This is a genomic window from Sphingobium fluviale, assembly GCF_004122115.1.
In the GTDB taxonomy this organism is placed as follows: domain Bacteria; phylum Pseudomonadota; class Alphaproteobacteria; order Sphingomonadales; family Sphingomonadaceae; genus Sphingobium; species Sphingobium fluviale.
In genome coordinates, this window is the sequence record NZ_SBKP01000002.1 from 87,537 (window position 1) to 106,596 (window position 19,060).

Sequence of the window (19,060 nt, forward strand, 5' to 3'; positions counted from 1 at the left end):
GTCACGCCGCCTTCGCGTTGGTCATCCGGGTGTAGAGCTCGAACAGCTTTTCCAGCCGCTCGGTGTCGTTGCGGAAGCGTCGGCCGATGTAGATGCGCTCCAGCACCTCGTCGTTGCGCTCATGCGCGTGGCGAAGGTTCTCCGGCATCTTTTCAGGATCGTACAGGTCCGCGATGGTTGCCGGGAAATGGGCCTCGCGCGCAAGCAGGATGTCCTCGGCGCAGCGGGTGAGATCGGCTTTGTTCTGCTCGGTCATCTTCGGAACGGGGAAAGTGTTCCAGCCCATGGTGTTTGAATAGCGGAAATCGGTTTTCATTTTACCGCAGACGGTCGCGATCCACACCAAATGGAGACGCGATGCGATAAGAGACATATTCCAAAGCGGCCCGTCGTAGACCGCTAACGCAAGGTTCGAAACGCGCACATCAGGTTCGAGGAGGCCGCATGGCAGATAAGGACGGCGTTCGGACGACACGCTCGGCACCACGATAGTCTGATGATGGCCGATGATGGTGCGCTCAAACTTGTAGGGTGTATCGAGGCCGGCGCGCCCGCGCTCGCTGCCGTTCAGGCGATACTCTCGGATATTCGCCAGTCGCGCCGCGATCGGCGGAATGGAATAGGCTAGCTCGGCATCCTCGTCGGAAATCCAGAGGCAATAGCGCTGCAAGCCATTGATGAATTCATTGGAGCCCAGGATCGGCTTGATCAGCTTGGTCGCCTCCGGATAGGCCTGAACCAGCTCCTGTTTCTCCTGCGCGGAAAGCAGCAGGTTTCCGCGATCCCTCGGGATGTTGCCACCGAACATCGTTGCCACGTTGGAGACCGGATCGGATGAACGCTCAACGATGACGGTGTCAGCGGCTGACAGGTAGGGGTTGATGTTCGCAACCTCCTTGCGCGTCTCGTCCGTGAAAATGAATTTCTTGGATTCTCCCTTTCCGGTCACGCCGACGATTACGCAGGTGACCTGGGCGTTCCGCGCCGCGTTGTTGCCCCACATGAAGTTGTCATGGGCAAAGTAGATGCACTGCCCATTGCGGAAAATGCGAGGCCAGATGAGCGGCACCTGCACACCTTGGCAAATCGAGTTGGTCGAAACGAACGCGAAGCGCCCACCGTGCTTGATATAATCCGAAGCCTTCCAGAACCATCCGGCAATGTAGTCGACGGCCCGCACGTCCTGTCGGCCAGTTTTGAAGGTTTTAAGATCGTCCTTCTGCTCGCTGGTCTGAAATTTGTCACCGATGTACGGCGGGTTACCGCAGATGTAGGTCTCCCCGCCCTCATTCGAAAAATCGATCTCCGACTGTGCCAGAGGGGTGCCGAACAAATCATCGGCTTGTGCACGAACACCCGTTCCGGCCGGCGGACACAGGCTCAACCAGTCGAGCCGAAGTGCGTTTCCGCGGAAAATCCAGTTCTGGCTATCGAGAGGGAGGAACTCCGCCAACGCCTCCTTCTGGCCGCGGTAGATGACATCGCACTGGTACTCGGCGATGATCAGCGCCAACCGGGCAATCTCGGCCGGAAAATCGCGCAGCTCAATGCCACGGAAGTTGGTGAGCGGGATGTCGCTGCGCCGGTCGGGCTCGCCCCGCAGTGCGTTGATCTCGGCTTCGATCTCCCGCATCTGCTTGTAGGCGATGACAAGGAAATTGCCCGATCCGCAGGCCGGATCGAACACTCGGATCTTGGCCATCCGGTTGCGCAGGTTGAGGAGTTTGCGCGGGTTGTCGCCCGCTTCCGCCAGCTTCTCGCGCAGATCGTCGAGGAACAGCGGGTTCAGCACCTTCAGGATGTTCGGCACGCTGGTGTAATGCATGCCGAGCGCGCCGCGCTCCTCGTCGTCAGCCACCGCCTGGATCATGCTACCGAAGATGTCGGGGTTGATCTTTTTCCAGTTGAGGTTGCCGATGTGCACCAGATACGACCGGGCGATCCGGCTGAACCGTGGCGTCTCGGTGCTGCCGGAAAAAAGCTGGCCGTTCACATAGGGAAAGCCATTGGCATAGCGCGGGATGTTGGCGGCTGCGCGATCGGCGAGCTTAGTGTCCATCGCCCGGAAGATTTCGCTGATCACATGATGCGTGTCGGACGAATCCCTCGCGCTGATTTGTTCGACCGTCCTCGTGAACAGGCCCTCGCCGTGGAAAATGTCGGTATCCTCGGCAAAGAAGCAGAAGATCAGCCGGGCCATGAAATGGTTCATGTCGGGCCGCCGCTCAGCGGTTGCCCACTCCGGATTGTCCTTCAGCAGCTCGACATAGAGCTTGTTGAGCCTGCTTGTGGCCCGGATATCGAACGTGCTTTCCCGGATCTGCTTGACGGTGGTGATGCCGGCAAGGGGAAGGAACACGCCGAAGTGGTCGGGGAAATCCGCGTAGGCGCAGGAGACGATCTCGCCGCTGGCGAGATCCTCGGCCTGGAATTGGTCGCCATCGGTCGCAAGAATGAACTTGGCCTTGGCCGCCGCCGTTTTCGGACTGTCGCGCAACGCCTTGAGGGTGCCGTCGACACATCCCGCGTCGCAGGTCGCGATATGGATGTTGCTGCGCTGGAGCACGCCGCCCGACACGTCAGATGCATTGGAGGCACCCTGACGCAGCTTCTTGATCGTGGTCGCCTTGTTGCCGAAGGCTTCAAGGAAGGCGAACGGAAATTCCGCGCGGTCAAAAGGCTGCGCGGCTAATTCGGAAATAGCTTGTTCGATCTCTACTGCATTCATTCTGTGACACTACGCCGGAGCCTGGTGATGTCGCAAGTTTCGAGATGGGGAATGTCTTCCCCTGCGGCCGAGCCAAGGTCTCTGCCGGCCCCTTCTGCGGGGACACCCCGCAACGCCCCGTTCAGAGTGAGAGACGGGCCAGAAATTCCGTGACGGAGCAGGGCTGAGAGAGAGGCTTTCGGCGCCCGTCATGGAGGTTTTCCCATGAATATGCAGGTTCTCGACGCCCGCCGTGACGCAAGCGGCGGCTACAAGGTTGATGTATCGCGCGGAGAGCGCGTGGGGCGCGTATCGTCGGAGTGGTTCTCGCGGCCCGACGATGAACGCTATCTCTCGCTGGGTGATCTGGCCCGCTCGGTGAGCGGCCGGTCCGAGCGCAGCCGGACCCGTGTTGTGGAAACGGCCCTCATCCATGTCGAGGCGAACCGCAACGATCCCGAACGTCTGTCGCTGGTCCTCCCCGGCGCCGACGCGCCCGTCGCCCCGACGCATTGGAGCTTCGGCCAATTGGCGAGTCAGGTTGGCGCACCTGCCGCCTATTTGCGCCAGCTTCCCGCGCCGCTCGCGGCGATCAACTTGCAATACGGGCTGACTTCGCATCGAGCCGAGCAGATCAAGACGCTGGAGACCGACAACGGCCGAGTGGAACTGCGCGCGGTGACGGGGCCTGATTATGGTCGGATCTACGACCATGAACTCGTCGAAGCCGTCCAGAAGATCGCCGGTAACGGCACGGGCGATACCCGCTGGAAGGTCCCTGGCGTGCTCGACTGGTCTACCGGCATCTACAATCCGCGTGTCGACATCACCCGCGACACGACCACCCTCTATGCCTCGGACCGCGACGTGTTCCTGTTCCTGGTTGACGATCTCAACCCGATCGAGGCCGGACGACTGCCCGACGGCTCGCCGGATCTTTATTTCCGGGGGTTCTACTGCTGGAACTCCGAGGTCGGTGCCAAGACGCTGGGCATGGCGAGTTTCTACCTGCGCGCGGTTTGCCAGAACCGGAACCTCTGGGGCGTCGAGGATTTCGAGGAAATTACCATCAGGCACAGCAAACATGCCGCCAACCGGTTCGCCCATGAGGCAGCCCCGGCCCTCGAAGGCTTTGCCAACTCTTCTCCGCAGCCCTTCGTGAACGGCATCAAGGCCGCCCGCGAGCGCATCGTTGCCCGCAACGACGAGGATCGCAGTGATTTCCTGCGTAAGCGCGGATTTTCCAAGGCCGAGACGGGCAAGATCATCGAAACCGTGCTCGCCGAGGAAGGTCGCCCACCCGAATCGATCTTCGATTTCGTACAGGGCATCACCGCGCTGGCTCGCAACAAGTCCCACCAGGATGCCCGCCTGGACATGGAGGGCAAGGCAAAGAAACTGCTCGATCGGGTCCACTGATTCCGGCGGACAGGTGCCGGTTTCCCTGCGTTGCGCTGCCCCTTCGAAAGGAAGAGGGCGGCGCTTCGCTTCGTGACGGGTTGAGGCGTCGAGAGAGAGGCTCTCGGCAGCCCGTCGCGGAGTAAACACCATGCCAACAGCTGCCCAGAAGATCACCCTGTCGTCTTCGCGCGATATCCCTTTCAACAAGCTTGTGCTGAGCCAGTCGAATGTCCGGCGCGTGAAGGCCGGCGTGTCGGTTGAGGAACTGGCCGAATCCATTGCCCGGCGCGGCCTCATCCAGTCGCTGCATGTCCGACCCGTGCTGGATACCGACGGCGTCGAAACCGGCATGTTCGAGGTGCCGGCGGGCGGGCGCCGCTATCGGGCGCTTGAACTTCTCGCCAAGCAGAAGCGCCTCGCCCGCACCACGCCGGTGCCCTGCGTCGTCGGCGACGCCGCCAGCGACGTCCTCATCGATGAAGTCTCGCTGGTCGAGAACATCGAACGCGCACCACTCCATCCTCTCGACCAATTCCGCGCCTTCCAGACCTTACGGGACAAGGGCATGACCGAGGAAGCCATCGCCGCAGCCTTCTTCGTTGGGGTCAACGTGGTGAAGCAGCGGCTGCGTCTCGCCAGCACAGCCCCCTCCCTGCTCGAAATCTACGCCGAGGATGGCATGACGCTCGAACAGCTCATGGCCTTCACGGTGTCCGAAGATCACGCCCGGCAGGTACAGATCTGGGAAGCAATCCGTGACAGCTGGCAGAAGGAGCCCTGGCAAATCCGCCGCATGCTCACCGAGACCACTGTCCGCGCCTCGGACAAGCGCGTGCTGTTCGTCGGCATCGATGCCTATGAAGCCGCGGGCGGCATCGTCCTGCGCGATCTCTTCCAGTCCGACGATGGTGGCTGGCTCCAGGATGTGGGTCTGCTCGACCGGCTCGTCGCCGAGAAGCTGCACGCCGAGGCCGACAGGATCGGCGCCGAAGGCTGGAAGTGGGTCGATGCGAGCCTCAGCGTTCCCTACGGCGTGACCCACGGCATGCGCGAGATCGTCGGCATACCAATCGATATGACCGAAGAGGAGCAGGCAACCCGCGCCGGATTGCAGGCGGAACTCGATAGTCTGACCGAGCAGTACGAGGATGCGGATGAGCTCCCCGACGAAATCGACCAGCGGCTCGGCGAAATCGAGGCCGCGCTCGAGGCGCTCGACAACCGGCCCATGCGCTACGATCCCGCCGACGTTGCAATCGCAGGCGTATTCGTCACCATCGATTCCGATGGCGCGCTGATCGCCGATCGCGGTTATGTCCGCCCCGAGGATGAGGCACCCGTCGAAGCCGTCTCCGATGTCGAAGGCGTGGTCGATGGCACACAAGGCGATACCTCGCGCGCCCTTGCCGTCAGGCCGGTAGTGGTCAATTTCGGGGGCCAGCCGGCCCCGATCGACGAGGAAGAGGACGACGGCATCAAGCCGCTGCCCGAACGCCTGGTCATCGAACTGACCGCTCACCGCACGCTCGCCTTGCGTGACGCCGTGGCCCAGAACCCGCACATCGCGATGACCGCGTTGCTGCACAAGCTGGTTTCGGACGCCTTCCACCACCGTTCCGCCAATGGCGCGCTGGAAGCCCAGGTCCGGCACATTTTCTTCCCCGCGCAGGCCGACGACCTCGGTAGCAGCCAGTCGGTCAAGTCGGTCGATGAGCGCAACGAGCTCTGGAAGAACCGCATCCCCGCTGACAATACCAGCTTGTGGGACTGGCTGGCAGGTCTCGGCGACGTCGACCGCATGGCGCTCCTCGCCCACTGCGTCAGCTACGGCGTCAACGCCCTCTACGAGCGGCCCAATCCGTACAGCAGTTCAGGCGTCAGCGAACACGGCCTGCAACTGCGCCTCGACCAGGCGGACCGCCTCGCGCGCGAAACCGGGCTCGATATGGTGCAAGTCGGATGGCGACCGACCGTCGGCAACTATCTCGGCCGCGTGACCAAGGCCCGCATCCTCGAAGCCGTGCGCGAGGGCGCCGGCGATCGGGCTGCTCAACTCATCGATCACATGAAGAAGGGCGACATGGCGAAGGAGGCCGAGCGCCTGCTTGCCGATTCGGGTTGGCTCCCCGAGCCGCTGCGCCTCGCCGAGCCCGACGAGACGGCCGCCGCCAGTGTTGCGCCTGCCGACCAGGGCGAGGGCGATGCCGCGCTCCCGGCCTTCCTCAACGACGACAATGATGATGAGGAGCCGGCCGAAGGCGACGACGAAGACGCGCTTTCGATCGCTGCCGAATGAACCTTGCGCACGGAGGGCGGCATTGCCCGCTCTCCGTGCGCATTTTCACATCCCCAACTGCACCGAGCTTAGCCCGCGCAGCACATCTGCGCCGGGCCTAGCCCCGTGCCCGGAGACTCCCATGGCCGACTATTTCACCCATTTCTCGTGCCTGCTCGATGTCGGCACGCCCGATAATGCCGCCGCGGCGCTCGCGCTCTACAACAGCTTGTCTGCGGAAGGCGCTTCAGAAGAGCCGCCGTCCGAGGGCTTTCTCCTCTCGATTCAGCCCGAACACGGCGGCACTGCGCTGTGGATGCGCGATGATGGCACCGGCGACCCCGAGCGGGTCATCGCGTTCGTGCGATGCTGCGCCGAACAGTTCCATCTGACCGGGCGCTGGGGCTTCCAGTACGCCAACACTTGCTCCAGGCCGCGCCTCAACGGGTTCGGCGGCGGCGCGCACGTCCTCGATCTGGCGACCGGCAAGACCGTCGCCTGGACCTACACGGACGGGTGGCTAGCCTCAGTCCTCGATGGGAGTGACGGCGATGTCTGAGATCATCGAGACCACCGTCTATCAGCTCGCTGAACTGGACGAGCCCGCGAAAGAGGCCGCGCGCGCGTGGTATCGCGAAGGCGGCTTCGACTATGATTGGTACGACGGCGTCTACGCGGATTTCGAGGAAATCTGCGCGATCCTCGGCATAGCGCTCCGGACCCGACCGGTGCGCCTCATGGGCGGCGGCTCGCGGGCCGCCCCCTGCATCTATTTCAGCGGGTTCTGGAGCCAGGGCGATGGCGCCTGTTTCGAAGGGCACTATGCCTATGCCCGTCAGGCCTCGGCAAATATCCGCGACTATGCGCCGAAGGACGCGGTGCTCCACCAGATTGCCGATGCCTTGCAGGCCGCCCAGCGATCGAACTTCTATCAGCTGCGGGCAGAGGTCCGCCATCACGGCCGCTACTATCACGAATACTGCATGGAGATCGCCGTCGGGCGTGACAGCGCGACCTATCAGGCGGTGACGGGCGGCGCGGAAGATATCGTGATCGAGGCGCTGCGCGATCTTGCCCGCTGGCTCTACCGTCAGCTCGAAGCTGAGTATGAGCACCTCTCGTCAGACGAAAGCGTCGACGCGGTGATTTGCGCCAACGCTTACACGTTTACCGGCGCAGGCCAGCGGTTCGGCTGACCGTGACCGGCGCCCATGTGATTGGACGCCGGCCGGGCCTTTAGCCGTTCAGCTTGTCCTTGATTGCCTTTGCCGCCGCGAAGGTCAGCTTCTTCGAGGCCGCGATCTGGATGGTCGCACCGGTCGAGGGATTGCGGCCTTCGCGTGCGGGCGTGTCCTTGATCTTGAACTTGCCGAAGCCGTTGATCGCGATCTCCTCGCCCTTGGCTGCAGCATCCGCAATCGCGGCAAACACGTCGTCGACCAGCTTGCGGGCATCGGCCTTGGTCAGGCCATTCGCAGCGGCTAGAGCGTCGGCAAGATCAGAATTGTTCATGATGAAAGCGTCTTTCGTGAATTGATGAGGCGGCCCGATTAGCCGCACGGCCGGGCCAAATCCATTCCTACATGCCCATGGCGGCAGGAAGAGGGAGAGGGACGCCGGAAGGGGGTGACCCCGCGCGGCTTAGAGAGTGCTCCGCGAGGCTGCCCCGTCCCGCTCTCATCTGAGGTCTTCTGCCATGAACATCCTGACCGCCGTTGCCGGTAATCCGGCGGCGACACGCCCGCACGGCCGCTCTACCGCCGTCCTTGTTGCCGCCGAGCAGTTGCTGCCCTATTTTGAGCAAGGGCAAAAAATCGACGCGGTTTGCCTGCGTCGCGCCATGGAGGAAGCCTTCGGTGCGTCCGACGCATCGGGCGCCTGGACCTGGAAACTCGCCTACGAGGCCTGCGAAGTCGCGACGGTGCTGTTCCTGCGCAAGTATGGCACAGCCTTGTTCCGCAAGGCCGCAACGCCTGAAGCCCGGCTCTCGGCACTTACCAAAATCGTCGCCCTTCTCCCTACGCACACCCGGCGATCGGAGGAAAGCCAAGCGCTCCAGCAGTTCTCGACGCCGATCCCGCTCGGACTTGCAGCACTGACCGCAGCCGCCATCACCTCTGCTGATTACATCCTCGAACCATCGGCAGGCACCGGGCTCCTCGCGATCCTCGCCCAGATGGCCGGTGGATCATTGATCCTCAACGAACTGGCGGACACGCGCGCCGAGCTTCTGGCCAGCCTATTTCCGGCAACGCGCATCACGCGCTTCGATGCCGCGCAGATCGACGACCACCTCGATGCCGGCGCAATCCCCTCGGTCGTGCTGATGAACCCGCCGTTTTCGGCCATGGCCCATGTCACCGGCCGCGTTCAGGAAGCAGGCTTTCGCCACATCGCGTCGGCTCTTGCCCGCCTCGCTCCCGGCGGCAGGCTGGTCGCCATCACCGGCGCCAACGTCGGGCCGGACATTCCCGACTGGAAGGGTGCCTTTGCCGGTTTACAGGCCCGCGCCCGCGTCGTGTTCACCTGCGCAATCGCAGGCTCGGTCTATGCTCGGCACGGCACGACCTTCCCGACCCGTCTGACCGTCATCGACAAGTTGCCGGCAGCCGACCCCCAAGTATTTCCGGCATCGCAGGGGATCGCACCCGATGTCGCCACGCTCCTCGAGTGGATTACAACCAGCGTTCCGCCGCGGCCTTCCGTCACGCTGCCGGGGGAAACAGCATCTGCGGTCGCCACCATGCCCAGATCGGTGCGCGGCTATCTCGGTCGGTCCGCGCAGAAATCTCCACGCGGCAATGTCGCCGCCGATCCGAAGAGCGCCGAGCTAGTTTACGAGACCATCGACTGGGTGTCGCCCGAAGATACGCGAATGAGCGATGGCCTCTATGAAGGCTACGCGCTTCAATCGATCTGCATCCCCGGCTCGCAGCCCCACCCGACCAAGTTGGTGCAGTCCGCCGCGATGGCATCGGTCGCGCCCCCCAAACCGAGCTACCGTCCGCGCTTGCCGGTCAACATCCATACATTGCTTTCCGACGCGCAGCTAGAAACCGTGATCTATGCTGGCGAAGCACATGGCGATTACCTTGCGGGCTCATGGACCGTCGATGAGACCTTTGACCTCGTGCAGGCAGCGCCAGAAGGTGCGCCGGCCACGGTCCGGTTTCGTCGGGGCTTAATGCTCGGCGATGGGACCGGCGCGGGCAAAGGGCGTCAATCGGCCGGGATCATTCTCGACAACTGGCTTCAGGGCCGCCGAAAAGCAGTATGGATCAGCAAGTCCGACAAGTTGATCGAGGATGCACAGCGCGATTGGTCGGCGCTGGGCATGGAACGCCTCCTCGTTACTCCTCTGTCCCGCTTCGCGCAGGGCAAGCCGATCGGCTTGTCGGAAGGCATCCTGTTTGCAACCTATGCCACGCTGCGCTCCGACGAACGCGGAGACAAGGTTTCGCGGGTCCGGCAAATCGTGGATTGGCTAGGCGCCGATTTCGACGGCGTGATCATATTCGACGAGAGCCATGCCATGCAAAATGCCGGTGGCGGCAAAGGAGAACGCGGCGACGTCGCTCCTTCCCAGCAAGGGCGTGCAGGCCTGCGCCTTCAGCATGCGCTGCCCAATGCCCGTGTCGTCTATGTCTCGGCAACCGGTGCCACCAGCGTCCACAACCTGGCCTATGCCCAGCGCCTCGGCCTCTGGGGCGGCGAGGACTTCCCCTTCGCCACCCGCGCGGAATTCGTCGAAGCGATCGAGGACGGCGGCGTCGCGGCCATGGAGGTCCTGGCCCGCGATCTGCGGTCGCTTGGCCTCTACACCGCGCGTTCTCTGTCCTACGAGGGCGTCGAATACGAGATGGTCGAGCATCAGCTGACCGACGATCAGCGCTGCATTTATGATGCCTATGCCAGTGCGTTCGCCATCATCCACAACCACCTGGATGCGGCGATGGAGGCGGCAAATATCACCGGAAGCGACGGGACGCTCAACCGGCAGGCCAAGTCCGCCGCGCGCAGCGCCTTCGAGTCGGTCAAGCAGCGCTTCTTCGGCCACCTCCTGACGTCGATGAAGACGCCGACCCTGATCCGCTCGATCGAGCGGGATCTGGAGGCCGGGCATTGCGCGGTGGTTCAGATCGTGTCGACCGGCGAGGCGCTGATGGAGCGTCGCCTTGCCGAAATCCCGACCGAGGAATGGGGTGACGTGCGCGTCGACATCACGCCGCGCGAATATGTTCTGTCCTATTTGCAGCACTCCTTCCCGGTGCAGCTCTACGAGCCCTATACCGACAGCGAGGGTAACCTGGCGTCACGTCCCGTCGTTCGGGATGGCCAACCGGTCGAATGCTGTGAGGCGGTGGCGCGCCGCGACGATCTCATCGAACGCCTTGCGTCCTTGTCACCCGTTCCCGGCGCGCTCGACCAGATCGTTCAGCGGTTCGGCACGGAGATGGTCGCAGAAGTCACCGGCCGGTCGCGCCGGATTGTGCGCAAGGGTGAGCGCTTCGCGGTCGAAAACCGGGCGGCCAGCGCCAATCTGGCGGAGACGGCAGCCTTCATGGACGACCTCAAACGCATCCTCGTCTTCTCCGACGCCGGGGGAACAGGGCGCAGTTATCATGCCGATCTGTCCGCTCGGAACCAGCGCCTGCGCGTTCACTATCTCCTCGAGCCGGGCTGGAAGGCCGATGCTGCAATCCAGGGTCTGGGGCGCACCAATCGAACCAACCAGGCGCAGCCACCGCTTTTCCGTCCGATCGCGACGGACGTGAAAGCCGAGAAGCGGTTCCTCAGCACGATCGCGCGCAGGCTCGACACGCTCGGTGCCATCACGCGCGGTCAACGTCAGACGGGCGGCCAGGGCCTGTTTCGGCCCGAAGACAATCTCGAAAGCCCCTATGCCCGTGCCGCGCTTCGCCAGCTCTATCTGCTCGTGGTTCGCGGCAAGATCGACGGGTGTTCACTCGAACGGTTCGAGAGCGCCACGGGTCTCAAGCTGACGGACACCAACGGGATCAAGGACGAATTGCCGCCGATCACAACCTTCCTCAACAGGCTTCTGGCCCTGACCATCGAGTTGCAGGGTATCCTTTTCACGGCATTCGAGCAGTTGCTCGACACCAAGGTTGCCGGCGCCATCGCCAGCGGCACCTATGATCTGGGCCTCGAAACCCTGACCGCAGAGAGCTTCGTCGTCACGGATCGGGTAAGCATCTACACCCATCCGGCAACCGGCGCGCAAACGCGCCTGCTGACCATCACCCAGCGCGAGCGCAATCGGCCCATGTCGCTTGGCGATGCGCTGACCTGGCTCGAAAATGACCATGGCCGATTGCTGGTCAACGGCAAGTCCGGTCGCGCGGCCGTGCAGGTTCCGGCGCCATCGTTGATGCTCGACGATGGTGAAATCGAGCGCCGCGTTCGCCTGATCCGCCCTATGGAATACCATCACGCCTCGCTCGCCGCGATGGCCGACAGCCACTGGGAGGAGGTCGACCGCGATGCTTTCGCCCAAGTCTGGCAGCGAGAACTGGCCGAGGTGCCAACCTATACGGACAGCACGATCCACATCGTAGCCGGCCTGCTCCTCCCGGTGTGGAAACGACTGCCCGACGAATCGACGCGGGTCTATCGGCTTCAGACCGATGAGGGCGAACGTATCATTGGCCGTCGCGTTTCATCGGCATGGGCGGCAAATGCAAGCACCGTCGGCGAACTCGACCTGACTGCCGATGCTGCCTACGCAGCCCTTCTTGATGGGCAGACGATCATCGATCTCGCCGAAGGTCTGCAATTGCGGCGGACCAGGGTCATGGGTGCGAACCGCCTCGAGTTGACCGGTTTTACCGAGGCGATGCGCGAGCGCCTGCGCGCATACGGCCTGTTCACGGAGATCATCTCCTGGAAGCTCCGTTTCTTCGTCCCCATCGGCACCACCGGCGTCGCCATTCTCGCCCGCTTGCTCGATACCTATCCGGCCTCGCGCGTGTCCGAGCGGGAGGCAGCCTGATGGCGCGGATGGATGCAGGCGACCTTGCTCATTGTCTCGGCCGCCAGGCCGAGGCGGTGTGCCGCCGTTACCTCAATACCGGCCGTAAGCACGGCAACTACTGGCTGGTTGGCGATGCGAACAACACACCGGGACGCTCCCTTTTCGTCCGGCTCCATGACTCTGCCAAAGGCCCTGCGGGGAAGTGGCAGGATGCCGCGACCGGCGAGCACGGTGATTTGCTCGACCTGATTCGGCTGGCGCGGGACCTCACCGAATTTGTCGATGTTGTCCAGGAAGCACGCGCCTTTCTTAGCGTGCCACATCCTGAACCCGCGCCGTTGCGGCACAAGTTGCCGCGTGTCTCATCAGGTTCGGTTGAGGCTGCAAAGCGGCTCTTTGCCATATCGCAGCCGATCGGCAGTTCAGTAGCCGGCACCTACTTGCGACGTCGCGGCATTGCATATCTCCCGGGACCAGCAAGCCTGCGTTTCCATCCCCGATGTTACTATCGGCCAGAGACCGATGAGATGACCCAGACCTGGCCAGCGATGATCGCCGCCGTCACAGATCTCGATGGCCAGATCACCGGGGTTCATCGAACCTGGCTTGCACCCGATGGAAAGGACAAGGCGCCCATCGACACGCCGCGCAAGGCAATGGGAGAGCTGCTTGGCCACGCGGTTCGCTTTGGCGTACCCGGCGACGTCATGGCCGCCGGTGAAGGCATCGAAAGCGTGCTATCGGTTCGCGAAGCCGCACGTGACATGGCCATGGCGGCAGCCCTCTCAGCACCGCACCTTGCTGCCATCGCGTTCCCTGATGCATTGCGCCGCCTCTACATCATCCGCGACAATGACCCGGCCGGAGACTGGGCGCGTGATAGCCTGGTCGAACGAGCCAATGCGGTTGGGATCGAGACGATCGTGCTGTCGCCGGCACTCGGGGATTTCAACGAGGATCTGTGCACGCACGGCCTCGACACGCTGCGGGCACGCATCCGGGACCAATTCGCCCCGCAGGATGTTGCGCGTTTCCTGAGTTCCGCTGCTTGACCCACGGCACGGCAGGCTTGTGCGGTCCGATGCAGGCGTAGCCATCCGGGATAGGTCTTACCATCGACAGAGGTCGCGCCCGGCCTTCGAGAGGGCGATAGACCCACAAGCGTTCTGGTCCGGCAATGGCGGCGGCCAGCTATTTTCCGGCGGCGCGGGGGCCGCGCCTTTCCATCGCGAAACAAAATAGCAGGCCTTTGCCATCCTCCGCGTTCGCTCCGGCCCTTACGGGTGCAGAACCAGCCCGTTCGTGGGCTTCATCGCCATGAAGGCCGCGAGGGCGCGGTCCAATCGATGGAGCATCAGATGGACGAGCACGACTACTTTGAACCGCATCACAACTCTTCCCCAACCGACCATGTTTTGCAGGAACTCCAGCTCTACGGCTACCGCCCCTTCGAGGATGAACCCGATCCCCGCCCGCTGCCCGAAGGCAATCGTGTGGCCGGTGCCGTCGCCGACATCTTCGACGCCCTGATTTCCAGCCTAGAAGACACACGCCTCGAGCCCGACCTCGACGACCTTCTATGGTCGACCGTCAACCTCTTTCACCGCGCCTGCCAACGGATCGAACGCGAACTCGACGACAATGAGGTGGGCCAACGCCGTCTCCAGAGCGAGCAGGACGGCAGCGAGGTGAAGTCGGTCGAACTGGAACGCCTGACCGCTCAGGGACAGAGTCTCCTCGAACGGCGCGATGCCTTCGAATTGATGCGCGACCAGGCCGCCGAACATTTCGAGCGGCAAACCCGATCAAGCTGGAAACCGCACTCGGGCTCCATGGTCAACCATCGTCACCTGACCTCCGCCATGATCGACAGCCGGGATTTCCTCAATGCCAAGCGGCGCGCCGAAAGCGAAGTCCTTCTCCCCGCCGGGCCAAAGATCGCATTTTCCGGAGGCGAGAGTACGGACCATCATCTGATCTGGGCCAAGCTCGACCAGATCCGGACCAAGCATCCCGACATGGTGCTGATGCACGGCGGCACTCCCAAAGGCGCCGAGAAGATTGCTTCGCGCTGGGCTGATACCCGCAAGGTGCCGCAGGTTGCGTTCAAGCCGGACTGGACCAGGCATGCGAAGGCCGCACCGTTCAAGCGCAACGATCAAATGCTCGCCGTCATGCCGATCGGTGTCATCATCTTTCCTGGCACGGGCATTCAGGACAATCTCGCTGACAAGGCCCGCAAGCTCGGAATTCCGGTCTACCGGTTCGGCTCGGGCGGCGCGTAAGCGCCGCCGACGATACTACCCCTTTCGAGGTTTTGGCTGGTGCAAGCGTCGCTTCACATTAGGTTTCAGCGCATAGCCGACGTCCTTGTCGACGATCGCAAGGTCGAACCAATCAGGATCGAAATGCCCACCGCACCACTGCTTGGTTTCGCGATGCTCCGGGTCACCGGGGTCGGCCATGATTTCAAGAAACCGTTCATAGCCGGGAATGCCGCCAACATCTTCCGGCGGGCGAGCACGCGCGCCGTCCACGCATCGGGCTTTTTTCGGTGCAGCATCGAGGGAAAGCCACTGTTCCAATTCGACAGTGTGCGACCAACTGTCGCCAAAATCATAGAGGTATTTGAAGCTGGCTCCTGCTCGCGTAAAGTCCCGCAAATGAACGTCGGCCTGCTCAAAAACCTGCGGGTCGTCTTCGCAGGACCCTTCGTAGGCAGCGGCAGCATCGCCGAAACGCAGGCCACCGATCTGGAACTCGTGCAGATGGTAATTCCACCAGTTGAACGCGGCCTGGATCGTCAGGTGGAGTTGTTCGAGGTTCCAGTGAATCGGGACGATCATACGCCTCCAGACCGGAGGCTCAATGTCGTCGATCGAAACACGAATCTGAATGGCATTGAAGGGTTTGAACATACTGGCAACAAGCCTTCGCAGGTGGGCGACGTCAAGCCTTGTCACAGATGCGAGGTGCGCAATTTCCACTTGCACTTTGAGTCTCAGCCAATGCGCCCAATTCGGCAACTGCGCAGCCCCCACTTCAAATGCGCTGATCCTTGGCCCTGCCAAGAGCCTGACGCCATCAACCCGTAAAGGGTCGGACTACGCAAAGCGTGCCGCCGCACTGACTGCGCCAGCGCGGTGATTGCAGCCCTTGCCCGGTCACTTCGGGCGCCTGTCAGCGGGGGATGAGCCTCCGCTTCGAACAGGAGCAGGTCCGATGTCCCTCAACGACGCGCAAGCTTTCGCCTTCAGCCTCGCCGCCACCCTGATGGTCGCCATCGTCATTTTCCGCGCCGGTGACGGCAGCCTGTCGGTCGTACCGGCCACCGAATTCGATCACGATGCCGAAGTCATCGCAGAAATCGATCCCTTCGCGGTCTGACCGCATCCAACCGCTCACGCGGAGCGGGAACTGTAACGGTTTCCGCTCCCTATCGGGACTGACTTCCGCTATAGTGCAAAACGCGCCGCGGTGGTGGTGGAGGCGCGACCGTTAGACCAATTCTCACGGGAGACCACCGCCATGATTATTCTTGGCATTTTGCTGTCCATAGCGGCGATCGGCTTCTTCTGCTGGTTGCTATTCACGCTTGCGGTGTTCGCGCTGCCCCTTTTTGTCGGCATGAGCGCTGGCGCATGGGCCTACCAATCGGGCGCCGGCCTGCTTGGTGCGATACTCGCCGGCTTGTTTGCGGCAGGCCTGACGCTCGGTGTAGGGCAGATTGGGCTGATGTTGGCGCGAACGACCTGGGCAAGGCTGCTGATCGCATTCGTCTTCGTCGCACCTGCCATCCTGGCCGGCTATCACGCCACCCATGGCATCGTGAAGCACACCATGCCCTCCGAAACCTGGCAGCAGCTGTTCTCGGTGATCGGCGCGATCGCCGTGGGTTGCGCGGCATTCGTTCGGGTAGCAAGCATGGCAGGCACCAGGCCGTCGTCGGGGCATTTGACGAGCGCCTGAAGCGCCCCAGCAACTCACTGGGCGACCGACGAGGCAAAGTTATTGCCGTCCTGCTGGACGAGAGCGGCATATTCGGCTGCACAGTCGCATCAAGCTGGACCCTGTATGGTCTGCGGCACTGTCCGAACACTCGAAGGGTTGCCCGATTGAGGCGGCATGCGACGAAACGTGGCCCGGGCCGCTGCCTGTGAAGCGTGCTGCGTTCTATTGCCCACATACATGTCTGGCGCGGGAGCAATCATCGCGTTGTTCCGCCGTGCCGGTCTGAAGCTGAAGGGGTCTCGCTAGGCATGTCCCGTATCTGATCGCTCGCGCCCGCTCCAAACGGCCTCTGTCATGGGCTGATCTGGCCGAAGATCGGCTGCGCCTCGACCGCCTATGCCGCAACAGCGTTCCGCCAACTTTCTTCCCCTGCCGGCCCAGGCCGTCATTCCTCGCGAGACAAGAAAGCTGGCTTCACGCCGTCCTGCGCTTCGCTGCGGCAGCGAGCTGTGCGGCGTCAGTCGTCTCCGGCCTCTCGATCGCCATCGAGGCCGCAATGGTGCGGGTTCGAAGACGAACGAACGGAGATTTCTCATGGCTACCATCGGCACCTTCAAGAAGACCGGCTCGAACGAGTTCACCGGCGACATCATCACCCTCAGCGTCCAGGCCAAGGGCGTGCGCATTATCCCCGACCTGCGCGCCACCGGCGAAAACGCCCCCAGCCACCGGGTCGTGGTCGGCCGCGCGGAAATCGGCGCAGCCTGGTCCAAGCGCTCGGGTGAGGGCCGCGACTATCTGGGCCTCAAGCTCGATGATCCGAGCTTCAACGCCCCGATCTACGCCAACCTCTTCGACGACGAAGACGGCGAAGGTTACTCGCTCATCTGGTCTCGCCCCAACGGTCGCCGGGGCGACTGAGGTCCCCGTCAGGCCCCGACCAGAACGGTCGGGGCCTTTTGGCATTCGGGCGGCCGAATCAGGTCCGCCAACCGCTCAAATAGTTCGCGGTTCAAGAGGTCGATCGACGCAGGATAGAGGTGGTATTTGCAGCAAGGACGACTAATATAGTCGTAGTTCTGGCGCGTTCATCCGCGGCGGTGGGAGGCGATCATGCATGATCACCGCTCGCCAATCGCGGGCCGCACGCGCGTTGCTGGGATGGACACAGGAGACGCTCGCTGACAAGGCCCAGGTCTCTCTGACCGCGCTCAAACGCCTCGAATCCGAAAGCGGGCTCGAGGTGTATGAAACCACGCGCGATCAGGTTCGCAGGGCGCTTGAATCCGCTGGTGTCGTTCTCCTGTCCACGGAGAAGGGCGAAGGTGTTCTGCGGCTCCATCATCCAGGGGATCGAACAGCCCGGCCTTGAGGCTGGCTGTCGTCTCTTTCCGCTACCGGAAAAAATCTGCGAGCCGCTGTCCTGGATCAATGCTAGGGCCGATGGAAAGTCGCAAAAACACCCAGAACAACGTGGTGGCCGGTGATGGACGAGTCTGCACCGCAGTTCCTTGATGAACCGCCGCAAGGCCAACAGCTCACCTCCTACGATCGTGAGCACATGGTGCTGTACCTGCGGCTTCTGGATGCCCATCGGGACGGGGCCGACTGGCATGAGGTCACGCGCATTCTCTTCGGCCTCGATGCAGCAATTGATCCGGTGCGGTCCCGCAGGGTCCACGATGCTCATCTGGCGCGCGCGCAATGGATGTCCGAGCACGGCTATCGCGAACTCCTGCGCAAGGGGCAGCCGGATTAGCAGGTGATGCCGCTCCGGCATCACCTGTTGCCGACATGGGGACTTCCGACCGCCAGCGCAGAAAGGAATCATCGTCTTCCCGTATTCGATTGAGGCCGGGGAGAATCGTGATGATGCCGGATGCATCGCAATGGCGTTCGTCTGAACGCTATGAGCCCGTTGAACGCATGAGTGCCTCGGGTCTCGCATGGGAATGGCTTCGACGAAACGAAGCGTATAACCGCGATTTCGACGCCCTGTCGGCACACGATGCCGACATAGCCATGCTGACGGACGCGATCCGCCAGCGCTGGAGGTTGCGATTTCGCGGTCGACCCCGCACTGGATCACGCTGCCGCCACCGCTTTCTGGATGCCTCAGGACGACACCAGCATCGTCGTTCTGGCAGAAGCTCCCCCTGAGCTGGACTTCGGATCTGGCGGTGACCATTTGCCTGCCGTGATCCCCGGAAGTGATGGCGAGGCCATGGTCCGGCTTGCCAACGGCAAGCACATTCAGATTCAACTTCTGGCCTCTGCGTCCAATCCAGTGGTGGCCGTCATTCCCTTGAACCTCGACGGGTTCGGCAGGCTCGAAGCCGCACATCGCCTTCTGGCGGCTCTTCACGGTCGCGCGATCCCGCCCGACACCAGACTGACCCGTCAGCAGCGAACGCGGGCGCGCAGGATGCTTCAGGCATTCGATGGTTCGCGCCACGGTGCCACCCAGCAAGACATTGCTAGGGCCTTGTTTCGACTTGGCCCGGTCAGCCGCGACGAATGGCAAGCCTCCTCCACGCGCCATGCTGTCATGGCGCTGCTGCGCGATGCCCGCGCAATGATCGCGGGCGGATACCGGAACCTCTTGAGGCACAAGCGCCGGTCCTGAACCGTCTCCCGAATGCTGATGTGGGAATTTGGCAGGGACCAAAATCCCGCTGCAACTCGCCGATTTCGCTTCGCCATTGTGGCCTTCGCCCGCCGTCGATCTCCG

17 protein-coding genes are annotated in these 19,060 nt (G+C 62.7%); 14 read left to right on the forward strand and 3 right to left on the reverse strand.

Annotated features, from left to right (window positions below; genetic code table 11):
• Position 1: 1 nt before the first annotated feature.
• Positions 2-2,728 (reverse strand): class I SAM-dependent DNA methyltransferase, encoded by a 2,727-nt coding sequence (locus EQG66_RS02835; protein ID WP_129403040.1) that lies wholly within the window; start codon positions 2,726-2,728, stop codon positions 2-4.
• 204 nt (positions 2,729-2,932) lie between these two features.
• Here EQG66_RS02835 and EQG66_RS15500 point away from each other — a divergent pair, with 204 nt between their 5' ends.
• The 4 genes from EQG66_RS15500 to EQG66_RS02855 all read left to right on the forward strand — a co-directional run bounded on the left by EQG66_RS15500 (position 2,933) and on the right by EQG66_RS02855 (position 7,579).
• The gene (locus EQG66_RS15500) at positions 2,933-4,126 is read left to right on the forward strand and encodes a DUF932 domain-containing protein (RefSeq protein WP_245987815.1); all 1,194 of its coding nucleotides are present in this window, start codon (positions 2,933-2,935) and stop codon (positions 4,124-4,126) included.
• 130 nt (positions 4,127-4,256) lie between these two features.
• Entirely contained in the window at positions 4,257-6,404 is a 2,148-nt protein-coding gene (locus EQG66_RS02845) for a ParB/RepB/Spo0J family partition protein (RefSeq protein ID WP_129403041.1), read from the forward strand.
• Positions 6,405-6,426: 22 nt separating this feature from the next.
• On the forward strand, positions 6,427-6,942 hold the full coding sequence (locus EQG66_RS02850) for a hypothetical protein (RefSeq protein ID WP_425470206.1): 516 nt from the start codon (positions 6,427-6,429) through the stop codon (positions 6,940-6,942).
• Positions 6,935-7,579: an antitoxin of toxin-antitoxin stability system gene (locus EQG66_RS02855; RefSeq protein ID WP_129403042.1), complete on the forward strand. Its 645-nt coding sequence runs from the start codon at positions 6,935-6,937 to the stop codon at positions 7,577-7,579. The genes EQG66_RS02850 and EQG66_RS02855 overlap by 8 nt, the downstream gene beginning before the upstream one ends.
• A 40-nt stretch (positions 7,580-7,619) precedes the next feature.
• On the opposite strand, the gene EQG66_RS02860 is transcribed toward EQG66_RS02855, so the two are convergent.
• A complete protein-coding gene (locus tag EQG66_RS02860) occupies positions 7,620-7,895 on the reverse strand; it encodes an HU family DNA-binding protein (RefSeq protein WP_129403043.1) in 276 nt (91 codons plus the stop codon).
• A gap of 184 nt (positions 7,896-8,079) precedes the next feature.
• Here EQG66_RS02860 and EQG66_RS02865 point away from each other — a divergent pair, with 184 nt between their 5' ends.
• From EQG66_RS02865 to EQG66_RS02875, 3 genes are all read left to right on the forward strand, one after another.
• Positions 8,080-12,396 (forward strand): strawberry notch family protein, encoded by a 4,317-nt coding sequence (locus EQG66_RS02865; protein WP_129403044.1) that lies wholly within the window; start codon positions 8,080-8,082, stop codon positions 12,394-12,396.
• A complete protein-coding gene (locus EQG66_RS02870; RefSeq protein WP_129403045.1) occupies positions 12,396-13,430 on the forward strand; it encodes a DUF7146 domain-containing protein in 1,035 nt (344 codons plus the stop codon). Before EQG66_RS02865 ends, EQG66_RS02870 begins: the two co-directional genes overlap by 1 nt.
• Before the next feature lie 306 nt (positions 13,431-13,736).
• Positions 13,737-14,663 carry a DUF2493 domain-containing protein gene (locus EQG66_RS02875; RefSeq protein WP_129403046.1) on the forward strand — a complete coding sequence of 309 codons (927 nt, stop codon included), beginning with the start codon at positions 13,737-13,739 and terminating at the stop codon, positions 14,661-14,663.
• Between the two features lie 15 nt (positions 14,664-14,678).
• Here the strand turns inward: EQG66_RS02875 and EQG66_RS02880 are convergent, their stop codons facing one another.
• On the reverse strand, positions 14,679-15,296 hold the full coding sequence (locus EQG66_RS02880) for a plasmid pRiA4b ORF-3 family protein (protein WP_129403047.1): 618 nt from the start codon (positions 15,294-15,296) through the stop codon (positions 14,679-14,681).
• 304 nt (positions 15,297-15,600) lie between these two features.
• Between EQG66_RS02880 and EQG66_RS15255 the strand changes: the two genes are divergently transcribed.
• The 7 genes from EQG66_RS15255 to EQG66_RS02915 all read left to right on the forward strand — a co-directional run bounded on the left by EQG66_RS15255 (position 15,601) and on the right by EQG66_RS02915 (position 18,955).
• Entirely contained in the window at positions 15,601-15,765 is a 165-nt protein-coding gene (locus EQG66_RS15255) for a hypothetical protein (protein ID WP_164975567.1), read from the forward strand.
• A gap of 141 nt (positions 15,766-15,906) precedes the next feature.
• Positions 15,907-16,347 carry a hypothetical protein gene (locus EQG66_RS02885; RefSeq protein WP_129403048.1) on the forward strand — a complete coding sequence of 147 codons (441 nt, stop codon included), beginning with the start codon at positions 15,907-15,909 and terminating at the stop codon, positions 16,345-16,347.
• A gap of 576 nt (positions 16,348-16,923) precedes the next feature.
• Positions 16,924-17,250, forward strand: coding sequence for a DUF736 domain-containing protein (locus EQG66_RS02895; protein WP_067733898.1), 327 nt, complete (start codon positions 16,924-16,926; stop codon positions 17,248-17,250).
• Positions 17,251-17,446: 196 nt separating this feature from the next.
• Positions 17,447-17,701 (forward strand): helix-turn-helix domain-containing protein, encoded by a 255-nt coding sequence (locus EQG66_RS02900; RefSeq protein ID WP_129403049.1) that lies wholly within the window; start codon positions 17,447-17,449, stop codon positions 17,699-17,701.
• Positions 17,702-17,815: 114 nt separating this feature from the next.
• Positions 17,816-18,088 carry a DNA -binding domain-containing protein gene (locus EQG66_RS02905; protein ID WP_129403050.1) on the forward strand — a complete coding sequence of 91 codons (273 nt, stop codon included), beginning with the start codon at positions 17,816-17,818 and terminating at the stop codon, positions 18,086-18,088.
• 113 nt (positions 18,089-18,201) lie between these two features.
• Positions 18,202-18,489, forward strand: coding sequence for a transcriptional regulator domain-containing protein (locus EQG66_RS15410; protein ID WP_268249033.1), 288 nt, complete (start codon positions 18,202-18,204; stop codon positions 18,487-18,489).
• On the forward strand, positions 18,440-18,955 hold the full coding sequence (locus EQG66_RS02915; RefSeq protein WP_129403052.1) for a DUF2285 domain-containing protein: 516 nt from the start codon (positions 18,440-18,442) through the stop codon (positions 18,953-18,955). Before EQG66_RS15410 ends, EQG66_RS02915 begins: the two co-directional genes overlap by 50 nt.
• Positions 18,956-19,060: the final 105 nt, after the last annotated feature.

Bases quoted from the DNA above. Each gene is read 5' to 3' on its own strand.
- EQG66_RS02835 (WP_129403040.1), bottom strand. From the start codon at position 2,728: ATGAATGCAGTAGAGATCGAACAAGCTATTTCCGAATTAGCCGCGCAG.
- EQG66_RS15500 (WP_245987815.1), top strand. From the start codon at position 2,933: ATGAATATGCAGGTTCTCGACGCCCGCCGTGACGCAAGCGGCGGCTAC.
- EQG66_RS02845 (WP_129403041.1), top strand. From the start codon at position 4,257: ATGCCAACAGCTGCCCAGAAGATCACCCTGTCGTCTTCGCGCGATATC.
- EQG66_RS02855 (WP_129403042.1), top strand. From the start codon at position 6,935: ATGTCTGAGATCATCGAGACCACCGTCTATCAGCTCGCTGAACTGGAC.
- EQG66_RS02860 (WP_129403043.1), bottom strand. From the start codon at position 7,895: ATGAACAATTCTGATCTTGCCGACGCTCTAGCCGCTGCGAATGGCCTG.
- EQG66_RS02865 (WP_129403044.1), top strand. From the start codon at position 8,080: ATGAACATCCTGACCGCCGTTGCCGGTAATCCGGCGGCGACACGCCCG.
- EQG66_RS02870 (WP_129403045.1), top strand. From the start codon at position 12,396: ATGGCGCGGATGGATGCAGGCGACCTTGCTCATTGTCTCGGCCGCCAG.
- EQG66_RS02875 (WP_129403046.1), top strand. From the start codon at position 13,737: ATGGACGAGCACGACTACTTTGAACCGCATCACAACTCTTCCCCAACC.
- EQG66_RS02880 (WP_129403047.1), bottom strand. From the start codon at position 15,296: ATGTTCAAACCCTTCAATGCCATTCAGATTCGTGTTTCGATCGACGAC.
- EQG66_RS15255 (WP_164975567.1), top strand. From the start codon at position 15,601: ATGTCCCTCAACGACGCGCAAGCTTTCGCCTTCAGCCTCGCCGCCACC.
- EQG66_RS02885 (WP_129403048.1), top strand. From the start codon at position 15,907: ATGATTATTCTTGGCATTTTGCTGTCCATAGCGGCGATCGGCTTCTTC.
- EQG66_RS02895 (WP_067733898.1), top strand. From the start codon at position 16,924: ATGGCTACCATCGGCACCTTCAAGAAGACCGGCTCGAACGAGTTCACC.
- EQG66_RS02900 (WP_129403049.1), top strand. From the start codon at position 17,447: ATGATCACCGCTCGCCAATCGCGGGCCGCACGCGCGTTGCTGGGATGG.
- EQG66_RS02905 (WP_129403050.1), top strand. From the start codon at position 17,816: ATGGACGAGTCTGCACCGCAGTTCCTTGATGAACCGCCGCAAGGCCAA.
- EQG66_RS15410 (WP_268249033.1), top strand. From the start codon at position 18,202: ATGCCGGATGCATCGCAATGGCGTTCGTCTGAACGCTATGAGCCCGTT.
- EQG66_RS02915 (WP_129403052.1), top strand. From the start codon at position 18,440: ATGCCTCAGGACGACACCAGCATCGTCGTTCTGGCAGAAGCTCCCCCT.